24 protein-coding genes are annotated in these 24,029 nt (G+C 67.9%); 14 read left to right on the top strand and 10 right to left on the bottom strand.

Annotated elements, in window-relative coordinates; genetic code table 11:
* Nucleotide 1: 1 nt before the first annotated feature.
* Nucleotides 2–310 carry an EMC6-like membrane protein gene (locus NGM07_RS15395; RefSeq protein ID WP_253513134.1) on the bottom strand — a complete coding sequence of 103 codons (309 nt, stop codon included), beginning with the start codon at nt 308–310 and terminating at the stop codon, nt 2–4.
* Between the two features lie 568 nt (nt 311–878).
* Between NGM07_RS15395 and NGM07_RS15390 the strand changes: the two genes are divergently transcribed.
* Complete coding sequence (locus NGM07_RS15390; protein WP_253520217.1) at nt 879–1,157, top strand: MarR family transcriptional regulator; 279 nt, start codon at nt 879–881, stop codon at nt 1,155–1,157.
* A gap of 192 nt (nt 1,158–1,349) precedes the next feature.
* Here NGM07_RS15390 and NGM07_RS15385 read toward each other — a convergent pair whose 3' ends face one another.
* Genes NGM07_RS15385 through NGM07_RS15375 form a run of 3 tightly spaced genes read right to left on the bottom strand, consistent with a single transcriptional unit; the run spans nt 1,350 to nt 5,010 of the window.
* Nucleotides 1,350–2,717 (bottom strand): ABC transporter ATP-binding protein, encoded by a 1,368-nt coding sequence (locus tag NGM07_RS15385; RefSeq protein ID WP_253513133.1) that lies wholly within the window; start codon nt 2,715–2,717, stop codon nt 1,350–1,352.
* Nucleotides 2,714–3,814 (bottom strand): ABC transporter ATP-binding protein, encoded by a 1,101-nt coding sequence (locus tag NGM07_RS15380; RefSeq protein WP_368410307.1) that lies wholly within the window; start codon nt 3,812–3,814, stop codon nt 2,714–2,716. The genes NGM07_RS15385 and NGM07_RS15380 overlap by 4 nt, the downstream gene beginning before the upstream one ends.
* A complete protein-coding gene (locus NGM07_RS15375; RefSeq protein ID WP_253513129.1) occupies nt 3,811–5,010 on the bottom strand; it encodes an ABC transporter permease in 1,200 nt (399 codons plus the stop codon). The genes NGM07_RS15380 and NGM07_RS15375 overlap by 4 nt, the downstream gene beginning before the upstream one ends.
* Nucleotides 5,011–5,145: 135 nt before the next feature.
* On the opposite strand from NGM07_RS15375, the gene NGM07_RS15370 reads away from it, so the two are divergent.
* A complete protein-coding gene (locus NGM07_RS15370) occupies nt 5,146–6,117 on the top strand; it encodes an ABC transporter permease (RefSeq protein WP_253513127.1) in 972 nt (323 codons plus the stop codon).
* Nucleotides 6,118–6,144: 27 nt separating this feature from the next.
* Here NGM07_RS15370 and NGM07_RS15365 read toward each other — a convergent pair whose 3' ends face one another.
* Entirely contained in the window at nt 6,145–7,995 is a 1,851-nt protein-coding gene (locus tag NGM07_RS15365) for a PINc/VapC family ATPase (RefSeq protein ID WP_253513126.1), read from the bottom strand.
* 543 nt (nt 7,996–8,538) lie between these two features.
* On the opposite strand from NGM07_RS15365, the gene NGM07_RS15360 reads away from it, so the two are divergent.
* The 3 genes from NGM07_RS15360 to NGM07_RS15350 are packed head-to-tail and all read left to right on the top strand — an operon-like array spanning nt 8,539 to nt 10,240.
* A complete protein-coding gene (locus tag NGM07_RS15360; RefSeq protein WP_253513124.1) occupies nt 8,539–9,135 on the top strand; it encodes a hypothetical protein in 597 nt (198 codons plus the stop codon).
* On the top strand, nt 9,132–9,827 hold the full coding sequence (locus tag NGM07_RS15355; protein WP_253513122.1) for a DUF2238 domain-containing protein: 696 nt from the start codon (nt 9,132–9,134) through the stop codon (nt 9,825–9,827). The genes NGM07_RS15360 and NGM07_RS15355 overlap by 4 nt, the downstream gene beginning before the upstream one ends.
* Before the next feature lie 47 nt (nt 9,828–9,874).
* Nucleotides 9,875–10,240 carry a hypothetical protein gene (locus NGM07_RS15350; RefSeq protein WP_253513120.1) on the top strand — a complete coding sequence of 122 codons (366 nt, stop codon included), beginning with the start codon at nt 9,875–9,877 and terminating at the stop codon, nt 10,238–10,240.
* Here the strand turns inward: NGM07_RS15350 and NGM07_RS15345 are convergent.
* Nucleotides 10,233–10,445: an ester cyclase gene (locus NGM07_RS15345; RefSeq protein WP_253513119.1), complete on the bottom strand. Its 213-nt coding sequence runs from the start codon at nt 10,443–10,445 to the stop codon at nt 10,233–10,235. The genes NGM07_RS15350 and NGM07_RS15345 overlap by 8 nt on opposite strands.
* Before the next feature lie 128 nt (nt 10,446–10,573).
* Complete coding sequence (locus NGM07_RS15340; protein WP_253513117.1) at nt 10,574–11,626, bottom strand: pentapeptide repeat-containing protein; 1,053 nt, start codon at nt 11,624–11,626, stop codon at nt 10,574–10,576.
* Nucleotides 11,627–11,802: 176 nt separating this feature from the next.
* On the opposite strand from NGM07_RS15340, the gene NGM07_RS15335 reads away from it, so the two are divergent.
* The 4 genes from NGM07_RS15335 to NGM07_RS15320 all read left to right on the top strand — a co-directional run bounded on the left by NGM07_RS15335 (nt 11,803) and on the right by NGM07_RS15320 (nt 16,956).
* Entirely contained in the window at nt 11,803–12,060 is a 258-nt protein-coding gene (locus tag NGM07_RS15335; protein ID WP_253513115.1) for a DUF7553 family protein, read from the top strand.
* Between the two features lie 632 nt (nt 12,061–12,692).
* Nucleotides 12,693–13,907: a M20 family metallopeptidase gene (locus NGM07_RS15330; protein WP_253513113.1), complete on the top strand. Its 1,215-nt coding sequence runs from the start codon at nt 12,693–12,695 to the stop codon at nt 13,905–13,907.
* 141 nt (nt 13,908–14,048) lie between these two features.
* Nucleotides 14,049–15,581, top strand: coding sequence for a carboxypeptidase M32 (locus NGM07_RS15325; protein ID WP_253513111.1), 1,533 nt, complete (start codon nt 14,049–14,051; stop codon nt 15,579–15,581).
* Between the two features lie 175 nt (nt 15,582–15,756).
* A complete protein-coding gene (locus NGM07_RS15320) occupies nt 15,757–16,956 on the top strand; it encodes a glycoside hydrolase 5 family protein (protein WP_253513109.1) in 1,200 nt (399 codons plus the stop codon).
* Between the two features lie 107 nt (nt 16,957–17,063).
* Here the strand turns inward: NGM07_RS15320 and NGM07_RS15315 are convergent, their stop codons facing one another.
* The gene (locus tag NGM07_RS15315) at nt 17,064–17,600 is read right to left on the bottom strand and encodes a preprotein translocase subunit SecD family protein (RefSeq protein ID WP_253513107.1); all 537 of its coding nucleotides are present in this window, start codon (nt 17,598–17,600) and stop codon (nt 17,064–17,066) included.
* Nucleotides 17,601–17,717: 117 nt separating this feature from the next.
* Between NGM07_RS15315 and NGM07_RS15310 the strand changes: the two genes are divergently transcribed.
* Together NGM07_RS15310 and NGM07_RS15305 are read left to right on the top strand one after the other, a co-directional pair.
* Nucleotides 17,718–19,202: a carboxypeptidase M32 gene (locus NGM07_RS15310; protein WP_253513105.1), complete on the top strand. Its 1,485-nt coding sequence runs from the start codon at nt 17,718–17,720 to the stop codon at nt 19,200–19,202.
* A 347-nt stretch (nt 19,203–19,549) separates the two neighbouring features.
* Nucleotides 19,550–20,800 carry an outer membrane protein assembly factor BamB family protein gene (locus NGM07_RS15305; protein ID WP_253513103.1) on the top strand — a complete coding sequence of 417 codons (1,251 nt, stop codon included), beginning with the start codon at nt 19,550–19,552 and terminating at the stop codon, nt 20,798–20,800.
* Between the two features lie 41 nt (nt 20,801–20,841).
* Here NGM07_RS15305 and NGM07_RS15300 read toward each other — a convergent pair whose 3' ends face one another.
* Nucleotides 20,842–21,273, bottom strand: coding sequence for an RDD family protein (locus NGM07_RS15300; RefSeq protein ID WP_253513101.1), 432 nt, complete (start codon nt 21,271–21,273; stop codon nt 20,842–20,844).
* 136 nt (nt 21,274–21,409) lie between these two features.
* On the opposite strand from NGM07_RS15300, the gene NGM07_RS15295 reads away from it, so the two are divergent.
* A complete protein-coding gene (locus NGM07_RS15295) occupies nt 21,410–22,123 on the top strand; it encodes a YqjF family protein (protein WP_253513100.1) in 714 nt (237 codons plus the stop codon).
* A 271-nt stretch (nt 22,124–22,394) separates the two neighbouring features.
* Nucleotides 22,395–22,577: an HVO_0416 family zinc finger protein gene (locus tag NGM07_RS15290; protein WP_253513098.1), complete on the top strand. Its 183-nt coding sequence runs from the start codon at nt 22,395–22,397 to the stop codon at nt 22,575–22,577.
* 18 nt (nt 22,578–22,595) lie between these two features.
* Here NGM07_RS15290 and NGM07_RS15285 read toward each other — a convergent pair whose 3' ends face one another.
* Entirely contained in the window at nt 22,596–23,549 is a 954-nt protein-coding gene (locus NGM07_RS15285; protein ID WP_253513096.1) for a DMT family transporter, read from the bottom strand.
* A gap of 305 nt (nt 23,550–23,854) precedes the next feature.
* Between NGM07_RS15285 and NGM07_RS15280 the strand changes: the two genes are divergently transcribed.
* Nucleotides 23,855–24,016 (top strand): DUF7563 family protein, encoded by a 162-nt coding sequence (locus NGM07_RS15280; protein ID WP_253513094.1) that lies wholly within the window; start codon nt 23,855–23,857, stop codon nt 24,014–24,016.
* The last annotated feature ends 13 nt before the right edge of the window (nt 24,017–24,029 follow it).

Here is a 24,029-nt window from a genome sequence, read left to right as displayed (position 1 = left end):
ATTACAGGGTGACGCCGTTGGTCAGCAGGATGGTCCACGTGACGAACCACATGGAGAACGTCATGAAGAGGACGTAGAGGTAATCCTTGGTCGAGAAGTCGTTCACGTCGATTCCGAGCACCTGCATCACGGGCAGTTGCGCGAGGGTGAACCCACCCACCACGCCCAGTGCGAGCTGGTCTTTCGCCGCCAGCCCGACGAGCGCGGACGAGGCGAGCGCCGCGGCGACCCCCGCCAGCGTCGCGACGGCCGTGACCGTCACGCCCCGCATGTGGGACTTCCGTCGCTCGGACACCGATTTCGTAGCCATGGGTACTGCTCAGGGACCCTACTTCAAAAATGCCCCGACCTCAACCTCCACCTTTTCCTGCGGTCGAACTCGCGGCAGGGCCGCGAGTTCTCCCTGGGAAAATCTGGACCAAAACCGCGGCGTCACCACCTACCGTCGCGGCCGAGGCGGCTTCGCCGCCTCGCCGCTCCGTCGGTGGTTCCTTGGGCCGCTCGCTCACTCCGTTCGCTCGCGGAAAGAGACGGAGTGCCACCGCACGAGGTCGGTCGAGCGAAACGGGAGATGGAGACGGGCAAACGATTCGGGTTACGAACGAGGATACTTGAAACAGCCTCCAGTTTCGGCAAACGATACTTCCCCCGGCGGTGAGTATAGCGGTAGCGCCGCGAACGAGCGATGCGCGGCCGGTGACGGCCGCGTGTTCGAGCGAGCGGACGCGGCACGGACTGATGCGGAGCCGGAGGCTCCGTAGAAGGAGTACCGCGGTTTTGGTCCAGATTTTCCCAGGGAGAACTCGCGGCCCTGCCGCGAGTTCGACCGCAGGAAAAGGTGGTTTTATAGCGATGGGATGTTTCGAAACGTAATGATGGTGTCTCAGTCTGAGCGAGAGGATTTGGACGACCTGCCGCCGAGTGCGAAACTCGTTTTCAAGGTACTCGAATACAACGGCTCGCTCACCCAGAAACAGATAGTCGAGGAGTCGATGCTGTCGGCCCGGACCGTTCGGTACGCCCTCGAACGGTTGGAGGACCTCGGCGTGGTCGAGGAGGACGTCTACTTCGCCGACGCCCGCCAGAATCTCTACGAGATAGACGTCCCGATAGACGCGGACGCCGAGTGCGCCGACGCGCAGAAGTGCGCCGAGTGAGCGGTCCGATTCTTCTCCGATGACCGCTCGAACCGGAAGGTGACAGCGGCGTGCAGGACGGTATCCCACGCTCTACCCGTTCGACTGGCTCGTCGACGTCGTGCTGGTCTGCAACGGCGCGGGCGCCGGATAGTACGCCTGGACCCAGTGCGCGACGCCCCGGAGGTGCTTCGACTTCAACCTGCGCCCCGTCTATCGACCGTTCGCTGAGTCCTCGCCGTCGACCGTCTCCGCTTTCGACTCTCCGTCCCGAGACAGGTGACACGCGACGGTTTTCGCCCCCGATTCGTGTGTTTCCGGACGTTCCTGCACGCAGACCGTCGGAAACGCCTCGCGCAGTCGCGCGACCGCCGACTCCGTCTCACCGTCGACGGCCGCCACGACGGCGTCGGCGAGCGCGCGGTCGGCGGCGGCGGCGTCGAGGTCCTCGGGCAGGTCGTAGGCGTCGCGGACGGCCTCTCGGAGTCGCGCCGGCGAGACTTCGCCGTCTACAGAAACGTCGTCCCCCGGCGCACCGTCGACCAGTCGCTCGCGCACCGATTCGAGACCGAAGGTCCCGTCCTCGAGCGCCACGCGGAACGCGAATATCGACCGCCACTCCGACCGGGAGACGTCGAGGTCGGCCGGCGGAATCACCGCCGGACACCGGGTGTGGAATCGACATCCCGCGGGCGGGTCGGCCGGGTCGGGAACCTCGCCGGACAGCCCCGAAGTCTCCCATCCGTCGCGAGGGTCGGGTTCCGGAATCGCCGCGAGGAGGCCGCGGGTGTAGGGGTGTCCGGGGTCGTCGAAGAGGGCGGTCGTCGGCCCGCGTTCGACGATTTCGCCCAGATACATCACCGCCACGCGGTCGCAGAGCTGTCGAACGACGCTCATGTCGTGGCTGATGAGCAGGATGGCGAGGTCGAACGCGTCCTGGAGTTCCCCGACGAGCGCCAGGATTTCGGCCTGGACCGACACGTCGAGCGCCGACACGGGTTCGTCCAGCACGAGCACGTCCGGGTTCAGCGACAGCGCTCGGGCGAGGGCGGCCCGCTGTTTCTGTCCGCCGGAGAGTTGATGGGGGTAGCTGTCGGCGTCGTCGGTCGAGAGTCCGACCAGTCCCAGTAGCGAGTCGACGCGGGCCGACAGGCGCTCGTCGTCGGTGAGGCCGTGGGCGACCATCGGTTCGGCGACCGACTCGCCGACCGTCATCCGCGGGTCGAAACTGGAGGTGGGGTCCTGGAACACCATCTGGACCCGCCTGCGGAACCGCTTTCGCTCGTCGCTCGGGAGGTCGGTCGCGTCGCGGCCGTCGAACTCGACCGTCCCCGCGGTCGGCGATTCGAGCGAAACCACCGTCCGGGCCACCGTCGACTTGCCACAGCCTGACTCGCCGACCAGGCCGAGCGTCTCGCCGGGGCGCAGGTCGAAGTCGATACCGTCGACGGCGCGGACGCGGCCGACCTCGCGGCGGAGCAGTCCCTTCGTGAGGGGGAAGTGCTTCTTCAGGCCGCGGACCGACAGCAGCGCGTCCTCGCCCGCGCGGGTTTCCTCGGGCGAGCGGGTCGCGTCGCTCATCCTCGTTCCTCCTCGTCGGGCGTCGAGTCGTCCGGCGGTGCTGAGACGGCGTCCGCTCCGCGATCCAGCGCGGCGGGGTCGCGGTCACCGTCGTAGTAGACGCACGCCGCGACGTGGTCGGCCGAAGCCGAGGTCTCGGCTTCGGCTGACGTGACGGGTTCCGCGTCGTCCCCCGGCACCGACGCTTCCGGAGGTTGGTCGCCCGACCGACAGTCGGCGACCGCGTGGGGGCACCGCGGGTGGAACCGACAGCCTGCGGGCGGGTCGGTCGGGTCGGGGAACGACCCCGGTATCGGTCGGGGGGCACGGTCGCGTCGCGGGAGGCAGTCGAGCAGTGCGCGAGTGTAGGGGTGGGCCGGGTCGTCGAAGATCGCCTCGACGCCGCCCCGTTCCATCACCTTCCCCGCGTAGAGGACCACCACTCGGTCGGCGACCTGCGCGACCACGCCGAGGTCGTGGGTGACGAACACGACGGCCATCTCGCGCTCTCGCTGTATCTCCCCGAGGAGGCGGAGAATCTCGGCCTGGGTGGTCACGTCGAGGGCGGTCGTGGGTTCGTCCGCGACCAGCAGGTTCGGGTCGGCCGCCAGCGCCGCGGCGATGACGACCCGCTGTTTCATCCCGCCCGAGAACTCGTGGGGGTACTCGTCGACGCGCTCGGCGGGGTCGGGAATCCCGACGCGGTCAAGCAGTCGAATCGACCGACTCCGGGCCGCCGACTTCGAGACGTCGCGGTGTATCAGAATCGCCTCCATCAACTGCTCGCCGACGGTGTACACCGGGTCGAGCGCGCCCTGCGGGTTCTGAAAGACGTAGGCGATGCGGTCGCCTCGGACCGCACGGAGTCGCCGGTCGAACGCCGACAGCAGGTCCCGGCCGTCGAACCGGACCTCGCCGTCGAGTTCGGCCGGCGGCGTCGGCACGAGGCGGGTGAGCGACTCGCAGGCGACGGTCTTGCCCGACCCGCTCTCGCCGACCAGACAGAGCGTCTCGCCCGGGTCGACCCGGAAGTCCACGCCGTCCAGCGCCCGGACGACACCGCGGTCGGTGCGGAACCGCACTCGGAGGTCCGAAACCGAGAGGAGCGCCGACATCAGACCTCACCCCGCGGGTCGAAGGCGTCCCGAAGCGCGTCGCCGACGACGGCGAACGCGATGATCGTAACCGCCAGTACGACGACCGGGAGCACCCATATCCACCAGACCTCCAGCGCGGGGTTCCCGAACGCGCCGTCGAAGCCGTCGGCGATGGTTTCGCCGAACGACTGGTACCGGCGGCCGACGTCGCCGAGGCCGAGGAACGTGACCCCCGTCTCGATGAGCACCAACTGGGGTATCTTCTGCGTCGCGCCCACGAGCACCGCGTTCGAGACGTTCGGGAGCAGGTGTCGCCGGAGGACGGTCGTCCGACTCACGCCCGCGCTCTCGGCCACCTCGACGTACTGCTCCTCGCGGCGTCGGAGCACCTCGCTCCGGACCAGGCGGGCGACGCTCCCCCAGTTCAGCAGGCCGAACACCGCGACGAGCAGGAAGAGGCTCTTGCCGAAGACGAAGACGAGGACGAGGTAGACGACGAACGCCGGGACCGCCTGCTGGACGTCGACGTAGCGCATCAGCGCGGTGTCGAGGCGTCCGCCGACGTATCCCGAGACGATGCCGACGGTCGTCGCGACCGGAATCATGAACGCGGTGGCGACGACCGCGACCTGCAGGCTCACGCGCATCCCCGCAATCAGCAGGACGAGCACGTTCTCGCCGAGTTTGGTCGTCCCGAGCGGATACCGCAGCGTGCCGACGCAGATCGGGTTTATCCCGGTGCCGGTGACGGGACCGACGCAGTTGATGGCGATGGTGCCGTACGAAACGGTGAAGAACGCCGGCGGCTGAAATCCGACGCCGGGGTTCACCTTCGGGCGGCCGAAGACGACCGGCCCGACCAGCGCGAGGACGACGAACGCGACCAGGTAGCCGAGACTCGCGACGGCGAGCCGATTCCGCCGGAACCGTCGCCAGTAGCGGCGGGCGCGCTCGGGGTTCGCGACCAGCGGCGGAAGGCCGAGGAACGCGAGCACGACGAGGCTCACCCGGAACGCCCACGTCAACAGCGACGGCGACCACGGCAGGAAGAGGTCGGTCCCGTGGACCTGCGAGTACCGGTAGAGCGCGGCCACGACGGCCAGCGCGCCGAAGAGACCGACGAGCCGTCGGGGAACCGACCGGCCGGTGTCGAGTCGGTCCCAGTCGACCCACTCGATGGGTTCCCGGTCGGGAGACGGGTCGGCATCTGCGGCCATTCGTTCGGACACCCCGTTTCGGAGCGGGCGGTCGCCGAGCGCGACGACGGCGATATGGCAGATACATTACTACTCTCGTTCATAAACTCTTTGTATCAGTTCGTTCACTTTTCCACCGAGGAGAGACTCCAGACGATGGCGCTGTGGAAGCACGTCACCAAGCGAGTACTGTTCGCGGTGTTCGCCGTCTACCTCGTGATATCGGTCACGTTCGCGTTCGTCGCGCTGACCGCCGACCCGAACGTGGGGCTGGTCGCCTATCAGGCGGGCCACTCCCCGGAGGCTCAGCGGGCCAACGCGTCCGAACGCGCCGAAATCGTGCAGAACGCCATCAGCGCATACAAGGAGAAACGGAACCTCGACGAACCGGTCACCGAACGGTACCTCCGGTGGCTGGTCGACATCACGACGCTCGACTGGGGCCGGTCGTACAGCCAGAACGCTCCGGTCACGGCCGTCCTCGGTCGGGCGCTTCCCGCCACGCTGGCGTACCTCGTCCCCGCGATGGTGTTCGCGCTGGTCGGCGGGGTCGGACTCGGGGTGTACGCGGCGCTGAACCCCGGAAGCGCCTTCGAACGGGTCGCGAGCGGCGGGGCCTACCTCGGCTACGGGATTCCGAACTACTGGCTCGCGAAGGTCGCCCTCCTGTTCGGTCTCGGCGCGTTCGGCGAGGGTTTCTTCGGCGAAGGGACGGTTTCGCACGTCGTCCTCCCGGCCGTCATCCTCGGCGTCAGCCTCCTCGCCGGCCAACTCCGGTACGCCCGGGCCGAGTCCCGCGAGTACGTCAACACCGAGTTCCTCAAACTGGTGCGCGCGAAGGGCGCGTCGAACTGGGTGGTGGGCCGCCACGTCGTCAAGAACGCCGCGCTCCCGCTCCTCTCGCTGTTCTTCGCCGACCTGCTCGGCGTGCTCGTGGTGAGCGTCTTCATCCTCGAACACGTCTTTTCGATTCCCGGCATCGGCACGGTCGGACTCGCGGCCATCGAACAGCGCGACGTCCCGCTCATCCTCGGCGTGACGATGGTCGTCGCGTTCGCGGGCATCGTGGGGAACCTCGTCCAGGACCTCGCGTACCTCGCGGTCGACCCGCGGGTCGGGTCGGAGTGAAGAAACCGACGGCGGGAAGGAGATCTCTCAGGTCCCGACCACGGTGATGGCGCGCTCGCGGTCGATGGCCCGCTCCAGTTCCTCGGCGATGGCGCTCCCTCGCGAAACCTGGATGTCGCCGCCCCGTCCCACCGTCGCGGTGAACAGGTACTCGCCGTCGGCCTGCACCTCGACCGTCTCGCCGGCGTGGCCCTCGGTGGGGATGACGATGTGCCGGGAGGTGACCTCGGGCGTCACGACGTTGCCCTGCTGGGTCCCGCCGCCGCTCGCGCCGGTCGCGGACATCGACTGGGGCTTCTCGCTCTGGGTCCGGACGTCGATGTCGATGCCGAGGCGGCTCTCAATGTCGTCGATGCGGCCGCCGCCCTTCCCGATGACGTAGGAGATGTCGTCGTCGCTGACGTACACCGTTGCGCGGTTCTGGCCCTGGACGTCGACGTCGACGGGACCGCGGGCGACCGACTGAATCTCGCGCTCTATCTCCTGGCGGGCGAGTCGCGAGACGCCGCTCTCCTCCTGTTCGCCCTCCGTGAGCGGGACGGTGACGACCTGGCGGTTGAAGGTGTAGATCTCGTACTCCGGTTTGCCCGTCTCGAAGTCCTCGATCATGATGACCGGGCGGGCGAGGTCCTCCTCCATCAGCCCCTCGGGCACCTTGACCTGGGTCGAGACGTCGTAGACCTTCTCGACCTTCCCGGCCTCGATGTAGACGACGGTGTCGACGATCTGGGGGATCATGCCGAGTTCGACCCGGCCGATGAGTCGCTGGAGCGCGTCGATGGCACGGGTGGCGTGGACGACCCCGACCATGCCGACGCCCGCCAGGCGCATGTCGGCGAACACCTCGAAGTCGTCGGTCTTGCGGACCTCGTCGTAGATGGTGTAGTCGGGCCGGACCATCAGCAGCGAGTCGGCGGTCTTCTCCATCTGGCCGCCGAGTTCGGTGTACTGGGTGATGTTGGGACCGACCTGGAGGTCGCGGGGCTTCTCCATCGTCTTGACCGCGAAGTCGTTGTCGCTGAGGAACTCCGCGACCGCCTGCGCGAAGGTCGACTTCCCCGCGCCGGGCGACCCGGCGATGAGGACGCCGCGCTGGTGTTCGAGCAGTCGGTCCTTGAGTTCGTCGGCGAACTCGTAGTCCTCGATGTCGGTCTTGACGATGGGCCGGACCGCGGTGATCTCCCAGGCGTCGGCGAACGGCGGTTCGGCGACCGCGATGCGGTAGTCGCGGTACTGGACGATGGTCATCCCCTCCTCGGAGAGTTCGACGAACCCCTCGTTGCTCCGCTTGGCGACCTGGATGATCTCCTGGGCGTACTCCTTGAGGTCCTCCTCGGTCGATATTTCGTCGCGAATCTTCTCGTAGTGCATCTCGCCTATCTCGCCGCGCTTGGCCATCGGCTCGACGCCGACCCGGAGGTGGACGCTCATCGTCGTCTCGTCGAAGAAGTCCTCGATGGCGAGGCGCTCGTCCTCCTGTTCGCGGGTCTTGGGCGCGATGTACTCGACGTCGAGGCCCTTGGCCTGAGCCACCTCGGCCTGGACGCTGTCGCTGGTGACGAAGGTGGCGTCGTGCTCGTCGGCGAGTTCGCGGATGAGCGCGTCTATCTCGCCCTCGTGGGCCGCGCCGGTCTGCTCGGGTGCAGGGCGCTCGCCGACGTACTCCAGGTCGATGGTCCCCTCGTCGGCCAGGTCGGCGAGCCGCTGGAGTTCGGAGAGGCCGTTCCAGCCGCTCTCCTGGCCGCGGTTGGCCTGTCCTTCGAGTTCGGCGACGACGGCCTCCGGAATGTACACCGTCGCGCCCTCGAACTCGCCGTCTCGGACGCGCTCGGATACGCGACCGTCGACGACGACGCTCGTGTCCGGTAACACGTTCATGGCCATTTATTCGGGCGGCGCGTTGATAAGGCTACGCTTCGAGCCGCGGGTTCGCGCCGGAGAAGCGGGCTGTGGGACTCGTTCTCGTCCGGCGGTTTTCGTAGGCTCGAATCGGCGGTCGTCCGCTGCGAACGCTCAATTCGTCCTTGCGTATTCGGCGCGCGCTGGCGTGACCTCGTGTCTCGCCAATTCGCGCGAGGGATGAGCGAGTGAGCGGAGCGAACGAGCGAATCGGTTGGGGAGGCGTGTGGCCGTCGCGGTTGCGGTGCGGGTACTCATTTGAGTCGTGTTAGTCCCCGATAATAGCGTCTTTGACGACTCTCACGCTCCGACGGGGAAATCTGGCCGTCGGTCGTCTACTTACATCCACGAACGAGTACCGACATCGAACAAACAGCATCCGTCGCCGTCACATTCGCCCCACCACCGGAGCCGAACCGCACGAACGGCGGCCACAAAGTCGAAGCGAGAAGAACGGTCCGACCCCGACTCGCCCGCCCTCCCGGCAACAAGGTTCAATCGGTTCGGCGACCTATCTCGAGTATGGGTGTCCTCACGTCGCTGGCGGACGACTACGGGACCGTCGCGAGTTGGGTGCTGGTAGGCCTGCTCGCACTGTCGATTCCCGCGAACGCCGCCTACGGCGACCTCATCTGGACCGCGTTCCTGCTGGCCGACCTCGCGATACTCGTCCTGCCGGCGGTCGTCTCGCGGGACGCCTCGATGACGCTCCCGCCGGTCGTGGTCGCGCTGGCGGTGCTCCCGGCGCTGACGCGGTCGTTCGGCCCGGCGTGGACGACCGACTGGGCGCTCTACGTCGCGGTAGCCGCGGTGTCGCTGGCCGCCGTCGTCGACCTCTCGCTGTTCACCGAGGTCGAGATGGCGCCGTGGTTCGCCGACGTGACGGTCGTGTTGACCACGATGGCGGCCATCGGCGTCTGGGCCATCCTCCAGTTCTACTCCGACCGGTACCTCGGGACGAACCTCATCGGGTCGCTGAACGCGGTGATGTGGGAGTTCATCCGGGCGACCGTCGCCGGCGTCGTCGCGGCCGGGTTCTTCGAGGTGTACTTCTACTACCGCGCGCCGGCCGGGAAGACGGGGCCGGAGGTGCTCGGCGACGGAGGTGACGGCGCGTGACCCCCGCGAGCGCCGACGGGCGGCGGGCCGACGGCGACGAACGCGGGGACGACGACGAACGTAGAGTCGACGACGAACGCGAGGACGACGGCGGACTCCTGAGCGAGGACCGCGAGCGGTGGCTCGTCCGCCTGTTCCAACTGGGCCTGCTCGCCATCGCGGCCTACGGCCTCTACCGGGGCCGGACCGGCGTCGTGGTCAACGGCCTCGTCGGGTTGGGAGTGACGCTGATTCCGGCGGTGCTCCGGCGGGACTTCGGCGTCTCGCTGGCGGTCGACCACCTGCTGTGGCTCTCGGTCGCGGTGTTCCTCCACGCGGTCGGCGTGCTCGGGCCGTACCAGCACATTCCGTGGTACGACTCCGTCACCCACGCGCTCTCGGCGGCCATCGTCGCCGGCGCGGGCTACGCCACCGTGAAGGCGGTCGACCGCAACTCCGACCGCACCAACCTGCCTCCGGCGGCCGAATCGGCGTTCGTCGTCGTCTTCGTGCTGGCGTTCGGCGTGTTCTGGGAGATACTCGAGTTCGTCCCGAGCTTACTCGGCATGAAGGGCGTGCTGATCCAGTACGGCCTCGACGACACGGTCCACGACCTCGTGTTCGACCTCGCCGGCGGTCTGCTGGTCGCGGGGTGGGACTCGGCCCGACCCGAGGAGGCGGCCGACGAGGCGACCGAGGCGATGGAGAGGTGACCGCGACGGACGACCGATTTATCCGCGCCCGTCCCGTACGGCGGTCCATGCGTCACGAGCACCTCCTGGTCACGGTCGAGGCCGACACCAAGGCCGACATCGAAGCCGACCTCGACGGCGGCGAGACGGTCGAGGCGTGGATCGCCGACGCGATAGAAACCAAACTCGACGCCGCGGAGCGCGAGGAGGAGAACGCAGCGGGGGAGACGGAGGCCGTAGACCGAACCGACCGGACCGACCGCGAAGAGCGGGACGAGCGCCGACGGTCCGACGACGGCGAGCGGTGGGTCGACGGACGGACCTCCCGCGACGGCGGAACCGACGGGTTCGACGATTACGGCGACGGAAACGACGGCTACGGCGACGACGACTACGACGAGGGGTTCCAGTACGTCGACGACTGTTCTATCTGAGTTCGTCGGGCAGTTCCCCGTGCGCGGAGACGAGTCCGATTTGGCGGAGCAGACCGAACGTGTCCGGTTGCAGCCACCGCTCGACGGTCTTCCCGTCCTCGACTCGGGTGAAGACCGCGTCGTTCGCCTCGAAGGACCGGCCGGTGACTATCTCCTCGGGGACTCGGCGGGCAATGCGTTCGTTCTCCGTCGTGGCGTCGGTCATGCGTTCTCCTCCGAGGTCGAGTCCGGACGTCGCGGTGGCGCGTCCGGAGTTCGGCCCGACGGAGAAACACGCTCCCAACTCTCTTGTAGACTCGCCCCCGCGACGACCGTCGTCTCTACCTCCCCGAACTACTCCGACCACGTCACGTTCCGGGTAAGCACGAACACCAAGAGTGCCACCAGCAGTTGCCCCGTAAGGGCCTCGACTCCCGCGATGGCCCGCGCGACCGTCCCAACCGGTTGAATGTCGCCGTAGCCCAGCGTCGCGAAGGTGACGGTGCTGAAGTAGAGACTCTTGAAGAGGACGAGTCCCAGGTACCAGCCGGGCGCCGTGTCGGGATTCTCGATGGTGTAGGTGATGACCCGCTGGTCGGCCGCCTCCTGGATGCCGCCGGTCAGCGGGTACAGCACCGCACAGACGAGGATGACCATCGCGGAGGTGGTGACGACCTGCCACGGACTGCTCCCGTAGCCCGTGGTCCACCGCCAGCCCTCCTCGCCGACCGCACGGACGTACGACCCCGACTCCCAGGCGAGGCGCCGACGCAGGTCCTTCTGGCGGAGGTAGTACCGCTGGGCGACCCGCGTCAGGCCGTTGTCCTCCGCGAGTTGCTGGAGCGTTCGGTAGGTCCAGCGGGCGGCCTCGAAGCGCTCGATTCGCTCCTCGGAGTCGGTTCGCTCGCCGAGTTCGGCCTCGTAGACCACGCGTTTCCCGAACAGCGTCGACTCGTCGACTCGGACGTTGGCGAAGACGGCGTAGTGCAACCGCGCGTCCTCCAGGTTCGAGGCCCGGAGGTCGGTGCGGTCGAACTCGGCGTGTTCGAGGTTCGCGCCGGTGAACCGGGCGCGCTGGGCGTCGACGCCCTCGAATCGCGCGTGTCGGAGGTCGGAGCCACTGAAGTCGACGTCCTGGAAGTTGCAGTCGACGAACTGGGCGTCGACGAGCGTTCGGCCCGCGAACCACGTCGTGTCAGACAGTTCCACGTCGGTCAGCGTGAGGCCGTCCAGGCGCTGGCCGAGCGTCGGCGTGGCCGCCTCCAGCGCCGCGGTCGGTTTCTGCGGTACGTTGGCGTGCCAGATGCACCGCTCGGTATCCTCCCAGGTCGGCCGCCAACAGCAGACGCCTCCGAGGTCCGACAGGGTCGCCGCCTCGTAGGTGTATCCGCACCGCTCGTCGAACATAGCCCGCTTAGGACGTCGAAGGGCTTGCCGCTTGGGGCGGAGTGGTCCGGGTGTGGCGGGAGCCAACGACCGACAGCCGTCGCGGCCGGTGACGACCGCCGACGGACGGAACGGGCCGCGAACCGACAGTCAGTACAGCCAATACACCTTTTCACCCGCGCGGCGTGCGGTGTGACGTGACCGACCTCGAAGCCGTCCACGAGGAGATTCGGGAGATTCGGGAGGAAGCAGAACGCGACGTTCGCGAGCCGCTGGTGTCCATCGAGCGGGTGCTCTCGGAGATGCAGGCCGACGACGCCCCGCCGAAGGCCGACCGACTCGAAGAGGTCCGGGCCGAACTCGACAGGCTGGAGAGCGAAACCACCGGCGAAACCTCGGCGCGCTTGAGCCGGGTGCGCGAGGCGGTCCGGGACTACCAGCGAGAAGAGGCCTGAACGCAAACGGTTTCGGAGTATGAGTAGTGAGTTACAGCGAACGTAACAGAACTTCGTCGAATGAGGTCGAAGTAACGGTAGCGAGGACTAGCACGACTCCAGTGAGTAACCTCACCGCAACCGCCACCGCAGACCACACGCCTCCCCAACCGATTCTTTCGTGCCCCTACGGGGCACTCGGTCATCCCTCGCGCAACGAAGGCGCGACTCCAAACTGCCGGAAGACAACCCGCGTCTTCCGAGGTCACCCTCGCTTCGCTCGCGTGACCGCGAAGTCGCGCCAGCGCGCGCCGTGACCAGAGATGGTAGTTCGTGAATCTCTACGTCCGACGTGGCGCGCGCGGTCGCGCCCTCGTGGCGCGACCATTCCGCGCGAGGGATGACCGAGTGAGCGACTGTTAGGAGCGAACGAGGGAGTCGGCTGGGGAGGCGTGTGGCTGTCGCAATGCGGTTGCGGTGCAGGTACTCATTTGCATCGCGAGTAGCTAGCGTCTCGTCTTCCATTCGACGTGCTTTGGCTCGTGCAAAGTTGACAACACTCGTCGCATCGTCGAATCGACCGGCTCCAGCGTCGACGAACACCCACCCTAGCCACCATCGATTTGAAATCTCCGCACGCCCTCAACAGAGACATGAGCGCACGCGAGGTCGAGGACCTCACCCGCGAACTCGTCTCGATACCGAGCCACGAGGACGAAACCGCGGCGGGCGACCGCATCGAGTCGTGGCTCCGGGCCGAAACCGACGCCGAGGTGACCCGCGACGACGCCGGGAACGTCATCGCGCGACGGGGAGGCGGAGCGGGCGAAGTCGACCGTCCCGCCCGTCGCTCGCTCGCGCTCGTGGGCCACCACGACGTGGTGCCGCCCGCGGCGTCCCAGACGACCGACGACGGCGGCTACGTCGTCGAGGAGCGCGACGGCCGGCTCTACGGCCGGGGCACCGCCGACATGAAAGGCTCCGTGGCGGCGGCGATGCTGGCGTTTCGGGACAGCGAGGTCCACCGGACCTCGGGAAGTCGGACGCAGTCCGACGACGCCGACCTCGCCGGTTCGGAGTGCGAACTCGTCTTCGCCAGTTTCGTCGGCGAGGAAATCGGCGGCGTGGGCGCCCGGGCCGCCATCGACGAGGGGTTCGCGCCCGACCATGCCGTGGTCGCCGAGGGGTCGACGAACTACTCGAAGCCGGGCGTGACCGACGTGGTGGTCGCCCACAAGGGCCGCCGGGGGAGCACCGTCACCGCTCGCGGGGCCGCGGCCCACGCCAGCGAACCAGAGTCGGGCGACAACGCCATCTACCGGGCCTGCGACGCCGTCGATTTGATTCGGGACCTAGAGTTCCCCGCGGTCAAGGTGTTCGGCGAGCGACTCCGGGGGAGCGTCGCCGCGACCGAAATCGACGGCGGGAGCGCCTGGAACGTGATCCCCGAAACCTGCGAGGTGACCGTCGACGAGCGGACCGTCCCCGGCGAGCGCGCCGCGCTGGAGCGCGTCGAGGAGATAGCGGGCGTCGAGTGGGCCGTCGACCAGGACCTCCCGCCGATGCGCTGCGACGACGAGGCGTTCGCCGAGACGGTGCTGGCGGCCGCGAGGGACGCCCATGCGGAGCGGGCGGCGGGTGCGGACCCGGACGCCGAGTCGGCGTCCGGGTCGCCGATGCCCGAACTCGTCACGAAACCCCACGCGACCGACGCCGGGTGGTTGGCGCAGGCCGGGACGACCTGCGTCGTCTGCGGGGCCTCCGAACCGGGCGAAGCGCACACCAAGGACGAGAGCGTGAGCCTCGACGTGCTGGAGCGGTGCTACGAGATATACCGCGGGACCGCGGAGCGGTTCGTCCAGGACTGAACGTCGCCGTTCCGAGCGGTCGCCGAGCGCGAGCGGTCGCCGTGCGCGGACGACCACCGGACGCGAGCGACCGCCGGTCGATGCGCGTATTTCGTTCCGAAACCCTCGCTTTGATAACGGTTGACACCTTAGCTGGCCTCGATGGCAAGCGAAGCCGCCGCGGACGAGGCGTCAGACGCGTACGAGGCGTTCGTGCAGAAGGTGCAGCGACTCTCGAACATCGCCCAGGCCGGGGGCGTGCTCGGGTGGGACCAGGAGGTCATGATGCCCGAGGGCGGCACGCCCGCCCGGTCCCAACAGCGCTCGACGCTCTCGACGCTGAGCCACGAACTGCTCACGTCCGACGAGATGGCCGACCTGCTCGACGAACTCGAAGCCGAGGACCTGGACGCCGAGCGCGAGGCGGTCGTCCGCGAGATTCGCCGCAAGCACGACCGGGCGGCGAAGGTGCCCGAGGAGCTCGTGAAGGAAATCTCGGAGGTCTCCTCGGAGGCGATGCCGGTCTGGAAGGAGGCCCGCGAGGAGGACGACTTCGAGACGTTCGCGCCCACGCTCGAGAAGTTGGTCGAACTCAAGCGCGAGTACGCCGAGCACATCGACCCCGACCGCGACCCCTACGAGGTGCTGTTCGAGGACTACGAGCCGTACCTCGGCATCGAGAAGGCCGAGGAAGTGCTCCAACGGCTCCGCGACGAACTCGTCCCGCTGGTCGAGGCGGTCCGGGAGTCGGACGCCGACCTCGCCACCGACACCTTCGAAGGCGAGTACGACGTCGACACCCAGGAGGAACTGGCCCGCGACGTGCTCGACACGCTGGGCTACGACTGGGACCACGGCCGCCTCGACACTGCGCCCCACCCGTTCTCGACTGGCAACCAGTTCGACGCCCGGGTCACCACGCGGTTCAACGAGGAGGACCCGCTGGGCGCGCTGATGAGCACCATCCACGAGTTCGGCCACGCGACCTACACGCTCGGCCTGCCCCGCGAGGACTACGGCACGCCGCTGGGCGAGTCCCGCGACATGACCGTCCACGAGTCCCAGTCGCGCCTCTGGGAGAACCACGTCGGGCGCTCGGCGCCATTCTGGGAGCGGTTCCTGCCGACGATGCGCGAGCGGTTCCCCGAAAAGCTCGAGGACGCCTCGGTCGAGGACGTCTACGAGGCCGCCAACCAGGTGTACGAGGACAATCTGATTCGGGTCGAGGCGGACGAACTCACCTACCACATGCACATCGTGGTCCGGTTCGAAATCGAGCGCGACCTCATCCGGGGCGACCTCGACGTCGAGGACGTGCCGGAGGTCTGGAACGACAAGTACGAAGAGTACCTCGGCGTGCGCCCCGACACCGACGCCGACGGCTGTCTGCAGGACATCCACTGGAGCCACGGCGACTTCGGCTACTTCCCGACCTACTCGCTGGGGAGCGTGCTGGCCGCACAGCTCTACGACAGCATCCAGGACGACGTCGAGGACATCGACGAGAAGATCGCCGAGGGCGACTTCGAACCGCTCCACGACTGGCTGACCGAGAACGTCCACCGGCACGGCAGTCGGTACACCACCGACGACCTCATCGAGCGGGCGACCGGCGAGGAGTACACCGCCGACCACTTCCTCGACTACGCGAAGGCCAAGTACGGCGACCTGTACGAACTCGACGAGTACCAGTAAGCAGAGTAATTCCGCCGAGCCGACCGTGCTCGATCGACTCGCGGTTTTTCTATCGTTTTTCGGCGGGGAGAAGCTCTCTCGTCCGGCTATCTTCCTCCGGGAGACAGCTACCGTACCTGTCTCGATTCTGTCTTCTCGCAATAACCGTTATTGAGAAGGATGTAGTGCATCGCCTATGGTCAAGCCCTCTACCCGGCGCCGGTTCCTCACCGCGGGCGTCGCGGGGAGTCTCGCGTCGATAGCCGGGTGTTCCGCCATCGCGCCGAACTCGCAGACGACCAGTTCGAGCGAACCGACGTCGCCGGCGGGAACGACCGTCCAGTACGACCTCGGCTCCGCCGACTACGCACAGAACCTCGGCGTCGTCGACGTCCGGGGCGCCATCTACCTACCCGCGCGGGCGTTCAACTTCTACCAGCAGTGGGCGAACTACGACCGCAAGGTGATAGAGCGCGACCTCGGCTACGCGACGAAGGTGAACCTCAACGCCATCCGGACGTGGTCTAGCTTCGAACTCTGGCACGAGGACCCCCAGAAGCTCGAAAAGCGCCTCGACCACTTCCTCTCGGCCGCCGAGGAGCGCGGGCTGAAGGTGCTGATGGGTCTGTTCGACTTCGCGGGCGCCGAACCGACGAAGAAGCGCCTGCACAACACGAACCCGCAGACGGCGACGGGGGTCCGGTCGCCCTCCTCGAAGGTCATGCGACGGAAGTCGCGGTGGGGCGAACCCCGGAAGTACGTGAAGTGGTTCATGGAGCGGTACGGCGACGACGACCGCCTGCTGGCCATCGAGGCGATGAACGAACCCGGATGGCGGGGCTACGTGATGAACTTCGCCAAGAGCATGTTCCGGACGATGAAGCAGATGAAGGGGTCGGTGCCGCTGACGGTGGGGTCGACCAGCATGGCCAACAACGCCGACTACCTCGACTGGGGTTGCGACGCGCTCCAGTTCCACTACAACTTCGCGGAGAACCGCGAGGTCTACCGGGAGATGCTCCAATCCAACAAGAACGTCGCCGACGAACTCGACGTTCCGGTGTACCTCTCGGAGTGGCAGCGCATCCGGTCTGCGACCGGGTTCAACTCCGAACCCCCCGGGCACCAGAAGGTGCCCAACTACGCGTCGGTCGCGCCGCTGATACACCAGGCCGGGTTCGGCAACTTCTTCTGGTCGCTGATGCTCCAGCCGGCGTTCGTGCCCGCCCAGCGCAAGTTCGGTATCCTGAACGGCCTTTTCCACGAGGACGGCGCGGTGTGGAGTCTGCGCGACGCCAAGGCCATCATGGCGATGTCGGGCGAGGTCGACGTCAGCGGCCTCGAAGAGCGCCAGCAGTGGCCCCAGTGGGCGTCGGGGGTCAAGAACAGAACCTGAGCGGTCGCCGAACGCAGGACGTTACTGGATTTCCCGGTCGGCGGGCGGCGTCGCCGCCCGCCGACCGAAGCGAGGAGAGACGAGCGCCGACCGAGCGTCGGACCGGCCTATCTGCCTTCGAGCGCGACCCTGACCCGACGGGCCGTCTCGCGGTCGGCGGTCGCGAGGACGAACTCCCCATTCCAGTCGCCCTCGCGGATGGCCGCGGCCAGACTCGGGCCGAGGTGCGCCGAGTGGACCAGGTTGCCGTCGAAGTACGTCCGAATCTCGTGGTCGTCCCGGTTTTCGAGCGCGCCGACCGATTCGAGGCCCGACCGGAACTTGGCGGTCCCCTCGTCGGTCAGCGTCATCGGTACGTGATAGTCGCCCTGTCTCGACTGCCGGACGTCGCCGACCGTGGCGACGTCCGCGCCGGTCGCGAGTTCGACTTCCCCGCCGTCGCCGTCGGTAATCACGATTCGGAACTCGCCGGTGGCGCTCGTCGTTGCGGTGGCGCCGGTCGTCTCGGTGGTGGTTTCGTCGGTCGTCTCGTCGGTTCCGTCGTTCGCGTTCTCGGCGGCGACCGCGCTCCGCATCCGGACGCAACCCGCGCCGCCGGTCAGCGCGAGACAGCCGACCGCGAGGACTCGTCTTCTGGAGGGCATGCGAAAGTGTTGAATTACCACCATCTTAAGCGTTCGGAGGTGCGCGCGGGACGCCGGGAACCCCGCGGCCCTCGCCGCGACCCGCACGTTGATACGCCGGCGAGGTAACGCGACGGTATGGCAGACGCCTACGACGACCTCCTCGACCGCTACGAGCGACTCAGCTACCTGCAGGACGGCGCCGGCGTCCTCTACTGGGATCAGCAGGTGGCGATGCCCGAGGGCGGCACGCCCGCCCGGTCCGAGCAGTTGGCCACGCTGTCGAGCCTCGGCCACGAGCAGTTGACCGACGACGAAACCGGCCGCCTGCTCGACGCCGCCGAGGCCGAGGACCCGGACGACGAGCGGGCGGCGGTCCTCCGGGAGATCCGCCGCGAGTACGACCGCGCGACCGACGTGCCGGGCGACCTGGTCGCGGAACTCGCGCGCCTCCAGTCGGAAGCCCAGGACGACTGGCGGGAGGCGAAGGCCAACGACGACTTCGGGGCGTTCGAACCGACCCTCGAACGGCTGGTCGACCTCCACGTCGAGCGCGTCGAACACATCGACGACTCCCGGGACCCCTACGAGGTGATGTTCGAGGACAGCGAGCCGTCCCTCGAACTCTCGACGGTCGAGCGCATCTTCGAGGAGTTGAAGGAGGGACTGGTCCCGCTCATCGAGGAGATCTCGGCGGCCGACGAGATTCCGGAAGTCTTCTCGGGGCGCTTCGACGCCGAGCGCCAGCGCGATCTCTCGGAGGACGCCCTGGACCTGCTGGGCTACGACTGGGACCGCGGCCGCCTCGACACCGCGCCCCACCCGTTCATGTCGGGCACCCAGTTCGACGCCCGCATCACGACGCGGTTCAACGAGGACGACCCCGTCGACGCGCTGACCGCGACCATCCACGAGTTCGGCCACGCGGCCTACGGGCTCGGCCTCCGACGGGACACTTACGGATCGCCACTCGGCAAACCCCGGTCGTCGGGCGTCCACGAGTCCCAGTCGCGCTTCTGGGAGAACCACGTCGGTCGGACCCGGGAGTTCTGGGAGCTGTTCCTGCCGACGTTCCGCGAGCACTTCCCCGAGAAACTGGAAGGCGTCACCCCCGAGGAGGCCTACCGGGCCGCCAACCGGGTGCGCGACGACAACCTGATTCGGGTCGAGGCCGACGAACTCACCTACCACATGCACATCATCCTGCGCTCGGAGATAGAGCGGGAGTTCGTCTCGGGCGACCTCGCGATTTCGGAGATACCGAGCGCGTGGAACGACAAGATGGAGCGGTACCTCGGAGTCCGCCCCGACACCGACAGCGCGGGCTGTCTCCAGGACATCCACTGGACCAGCGGTTTCGCGCGCTTCCAGAACTACACGGTCGGCAGCGTGCTGGCCGCACAGCTCTGGGCGACCATCGAGGAGGAACTCGACGACCCGCGGGGGCTGATTCGGGACGGCGACTTCGCGCCCATTCGGGAGTGGCTGACCGAGCACGTCCACCGGCCGGGCCGGCGGTACGAAACCGACGAACTGATTCGGCGGGCGACCGGCGAGGACCTCACCGCCGACTACTTCCTCGACTACGCCGAGGAGAAGTTCGGGGAGATATACGGGCTGTAGGCGGCGAGTGAGGGGAATTATTGGAGGTTACCCTTCTATCGGTTACGACGTGACGATGACTGCCTCGAAAGCCCCCGCCTTCTCGACTCCCGCGGCTCGCTGCGCGCCTCGGTCACTCACTACGTTCGTTCCCTGTGGTGCTTGACATCGCCGGGGTTCGTCGAGAAGGCGGCCCCTTTCAGTCCCGCCCGCCGGTTAGTCGGGCGGGCGCTTCTCGTGGAAGGTGCACCGACCGTTTTGCGGTGGAACGCGTCACCGTACGTTTTCCGTGAAGGGTTCGCCGAGCGTCTTCCGACGACCGACTTGTAAGCGTGAGAATTATTTCGTCGGCGTTCGACTCGGGACGTATGCCCTCCAGACGCTCCTCCCCCTTTGCTTCTGACTCCGCAGTCTCCCGGCGCGCGGTGGTCGCCGCGCTCGGCGCGGCGACCACCGCGCTCTCGGGATGTTCGGCGATAGCCGACGACGTGTCGGTATCCGGCCCCGACGACCCGCCCAAGCCCGGCGTCGACGACCTTCCAGAGCCCGGCGAGCACGTCTACGGCGCCGACGGCGAGTGGTCGAGTTTCGGCTGTAACGCCAGCAACACCCGCACCGTCGCCGACGGGAAAGCGCCGGTCGACGGCGTGACCGAGCGCTGGCGCGCCGAGGTTTCGGGGTTCACCCGGCGAGAGCCGGTCGTCTCCGGCGGTCGGGTGTACCAGCCGGTGGGCGACCGACTGGACGTGTACGCCGCCGCCGACGGGACGAAACTGTGGTCGAAGGAGCAGGTGCACGAACCCCCGCTCGTCCGCGGCGAGACGGCGTACGTCGGCGTGAGGAATCGCCTGCTCGCGCTCGACCCGAAGACCGGCGAGGCGAAGTGGGAGCGGACCTTCGGCCGGAACGCGTCGGTGAAGTCGCCGTCGACGTACGGCGGCGACTGGCTCTACGTTCCGGTCGACGAGACGGTACACCGGATCGACCCCAAGACGGGCGAAACCGACTGGTCGCGCCGGCTGTTCGGCGAACTCCTCGGTTCGCCCGCAATTTTCATGGGTCACTACGTCGCACTCGCGACGAAGGCCGGTAAGCTCTACCTGCTCGGCCCGGACGGCACCGGCGCGGCCGAGTGGAACCTCGACTCAACGCCGCGAGTGCCGCCGACCGTCGACGCCGACCGCGTCTACGTCAGTTGCCTCGACGGGAACATCTACGGCTTCCTCCCGAGGAACGAATCGAACGGGAAGACGGACTGGCAGGTCCAAATCGGCTGGGCCGACGGGGGACTCGCGGTCCAGAAGTACGTCTACGCGGCGGGGACCAGCGGTCTGCACGCCATCGACCCCCGGAAGGGCGAGCGCGTCTGGAAGCAGGACGTCGGCGACTGGAACCTGACCGCGCCGGCGCTCGGCCGGGACACGCTGTTCGTCGGCGGCGACAAACTGTACGCCTTCGACCCGACGCCGGGGTCGAATCCGCTGACGCCCGGACCTGCCAAGCGGTTCGAGAAGTCCTTCCACGGCCGGGTCGGTCCCGGTCCGGTGCTGGACGACGGCACTCTCTACGTGGTCGCCCAGACCGGCGAGTCGGCCTATCACCTCTTCGCACTGGAGTGAGTCGAGCGACCGCCAAGCGGACCTCGCCGACGGCCCGCGATTCAGTCGTCCTCGGTTCTGAGGACCACGGTGCCCGCCGCGAGGTCGCCCAGTCGCCGCCGGCGCTCCGTGAGCGCGATGCTGACGAAGCCGGCGAGATAGCCCGCCGGGAGCCAGTCGACGAACCGGAACAGCGTCCGAATCGTCGCGGCGCGGACGGTGCAACGACCGCCGTCGGTCGTCGCGACGCGGACGCCGACGGCCGCCTTGCCGACGGTCCGACCGAGGACTCCTTCGAGCAGGACGTGGTAGAGGTTGGCGACGACGAGTCCGAGGACGCCGACGAGTAGCGACCGCTCGCGCCGCGTGCGTCCGAGGCGGGGCGCGGCGGCGACCACGCCACCGCCGACGACGAGCACGTCGAGGAGGTACGCGCCGACGCGCCGGCGGACGGTCGCGAGTTCGATGTCGTCCGAGCGTGTCGACCGTCTCATCGTCGGGCCGACGCGGGCCGGACGGATGTATCTACTCGCCGAGGCCACAACGGCTTTCCCCCGACGGAGCGTCGCCCGTACCGAATCGACGCATCGCGCCGGAACCGAAACCGACGTTCCTCGATGACCGATACCGATGGTCGTTCCGCTCCACATGGGCTGGCGTCACGTCCTGTTCGCCAACTGGTCGATGGACCCGAGCATCGTCGCTCCGCACGTGCCGGACGCTGTGACCCTCGACACCTACGACGGTCGGGCGTGGCTGTCGGTACTCCCGTTCGTCAACGTCGACGTGCGCCCGTACTGGCTCCCGGCCGGGAACGGCGTCAGGGTGCCGGAGGTGAACCTCCGGACCTACGTCACCGTCGAGGGACGGCCGGCCATCTACTTCTTCAACCTCGATGCGGGCGACCCGTTCACCGTGCTCGGGGCGCGGCTGACCCACTTCCTACCGTACTACTTCGCCGAGATGGACGTCGACGCCGAAACTGACAATGATGGCGCCGACGGCGACCAAGTTCGCTTCGAGAGCAGGCGTCGCCACCCCGGCGACCGGCCCGCCCATTTCGCCGCGACGTACGGCCCCGACGGCGAGCGGTTTCTGGCCGAACGCGGTTCGCTGGCGGCGTTCCTCACGGAACGCCACCGCCTCTACACCGAGTCGCCCGACGGGACGCTCCGGTACGCCGACGCCCACCATAGGCGCTGGCCGCTCCACCCCGCGGCGGTCTCCGTCGAGGAGAACACCCTCTTCCGGGCGAACGCGTTCGAGACGCCCGACGCCGACCCGGTCTGTTACTACAGTCCGGGCGTCGAGACGGTCGTCTCCCGGAATCGGCGCGCGGAGTGAACCTCGGGTCGGGGTGGCCGGGGGAGTCGACAGGTCGACTCCCCCGACCGACGAGTTCCGCGAGTGGGTCCGGCGAGGTGGGCCGACGGCTTTCCGGGGCCGTCGGCCCACCCGTGCCCGGCGTCCCCGCGGATAGTCAGAACAGCGGTTAGGCCGCACCTACTCGACTCGATAGGTAGTGGTTTCCGAGAAATCAGCCGTTTCGAGAGGTCTACAGGCGGGATGTTCGACCGACACGGTTATATGAGTGGTTTGCATTAGCATACCATGTATGGCGACCGCACCAACCGGAGACGACGACCTCTTCGACGAGTTCCTGTCCGACCGCGGCCACGAAACCGAAGTCGTAGGTTGGGAGCAGGACTACAACAAGAAGCGGTGTCCGGAGTGCAGCGGACTCCACGATACGTCCGCGACCGAATGCACAGTCTGCGGCTGGCAACCGGAAGCGTAGCCCGAACGGTCCCCTCTTTTATAGCGCGGTGATGACGCCCGCGCCGACGACGACCAGCGCCGCGCCCGCGACGACCCCGCGCGTGACCCGCTCCAAGCCCCGGAGGAACGCCGCCGCGAACACCGTCGTGAACAGCGGCGCGGTCCCCGCCAGCGGGTCGACCAGCGCGACCGACCCCCGGTCCAGCGCCTCGAACAGCGAGAGGAGCGCGAACGCGGTCAGCGTCCCGCTGAGCGCGAAGAAGCCGTAGGTCCGTTTCGGCGCGTCGAGAACGTCTCGGCGGTTCTTCGCCAGCGCGTAGCCGACCAGGCCGACCAGCGCCGCCGTCTCGTTGACCGTCACAGCCTGGAGCGTGGAGGCGTCGGTGGTGGTCAGCCCGAACCGCCGGACGACGTTGCCCACCGCGAACGCGCAGGCGGCCGCGAGCGGGAAGAGCAGTTCTCGGGGTTCCCACCCCGAGACGTCGCCGCCCTTCGCCAGCGCCAGCACGACCAGGCCGCCGACCAGCACGAGCACGCCGACCACCGTCGCGGTCGTCACCGACTCGCCCAGCAAGACCGCCGCGAGCGCGGTGGCGAACAGCGGCCGGGTGCTGACGCCCGCGCTGTTGACGCTCGCGCCGACCCTGTCGACGCCGGTGAACGTCGCGAGGCGGCCGAGCGACGTGCCGACCAGCCCCGCGAACGCGAACAGACCGAGCGTCGACGGCGACAGTCCGGCGAGCGGGTTCGCGCCGTGGAGCGCGAACAGCGCGACCCAGTAGAGCGTGCTGTCGACCACGACGACCACCAGCGACGCCTGGAGTGACGAACCGCCGGCGGCCATGCCGCGCTTGGAGACGATGGGACTCGCCCCCCAGAGCACCGCCGGAATCAGCGCCAGCGCGAGGACGTCGAGCGGAACCGAGGATTGCGGAGCGAAACCGAGGCGGGTCCCGAACGCGAGCGGCGAGAGCGCGAGCGAGAGGGCCATCGTCCGTACTCGGGACCTCCGGACGTTTCAGTCGCGCGGCCGGGGCAAGCGCGTCGGGTTCCGCGCGGCAATTGGGGGCGACGCAGTTGCACACGGCACTTGCGGGCGACGCGACCGCGTCGCCCGCAGATGCCTCGTATTTCAGGCGGACCCGACAGCCTTGCTCGCCGTCGTCATTTTCAGCTATCAGATACCTTCTCTCGAAACCGTCTCCCTCAGTCGACTTCGTTCCGGTCCGGTCGTCGAGACGTTCGTGGCGTGTCGACAGAAATATAGTGTAAGATTCCAGTATCTCCACGAGAGAAATGCCAGAGTGTCAGAACTGCGGCTCCTTCGTGACCCGTGCGTACGCGCGAGTGTTCACCCCGAGAGGCATCGAGAACCCGCGAGTGTGTCCCGAGTGCGAGGACAAGATACGGGACGGGAGCGACATCCGCAAGGCCCGGTCGCCGCGCAACAACTCGTAGTACGCTCCGCGAG

Source organism: Halorussus vallis, assembly GCF_024138165.1.
Classification (GTDB): domain Archaea; phylum Halobacteriota; class Halobacteria; order Halobacteriales; family Haladaptataceae; genus Halorussus; species Halorussus vallis.
This window is presented reverse-complemented; position numbering and strand designations above follow the sequence as displayed.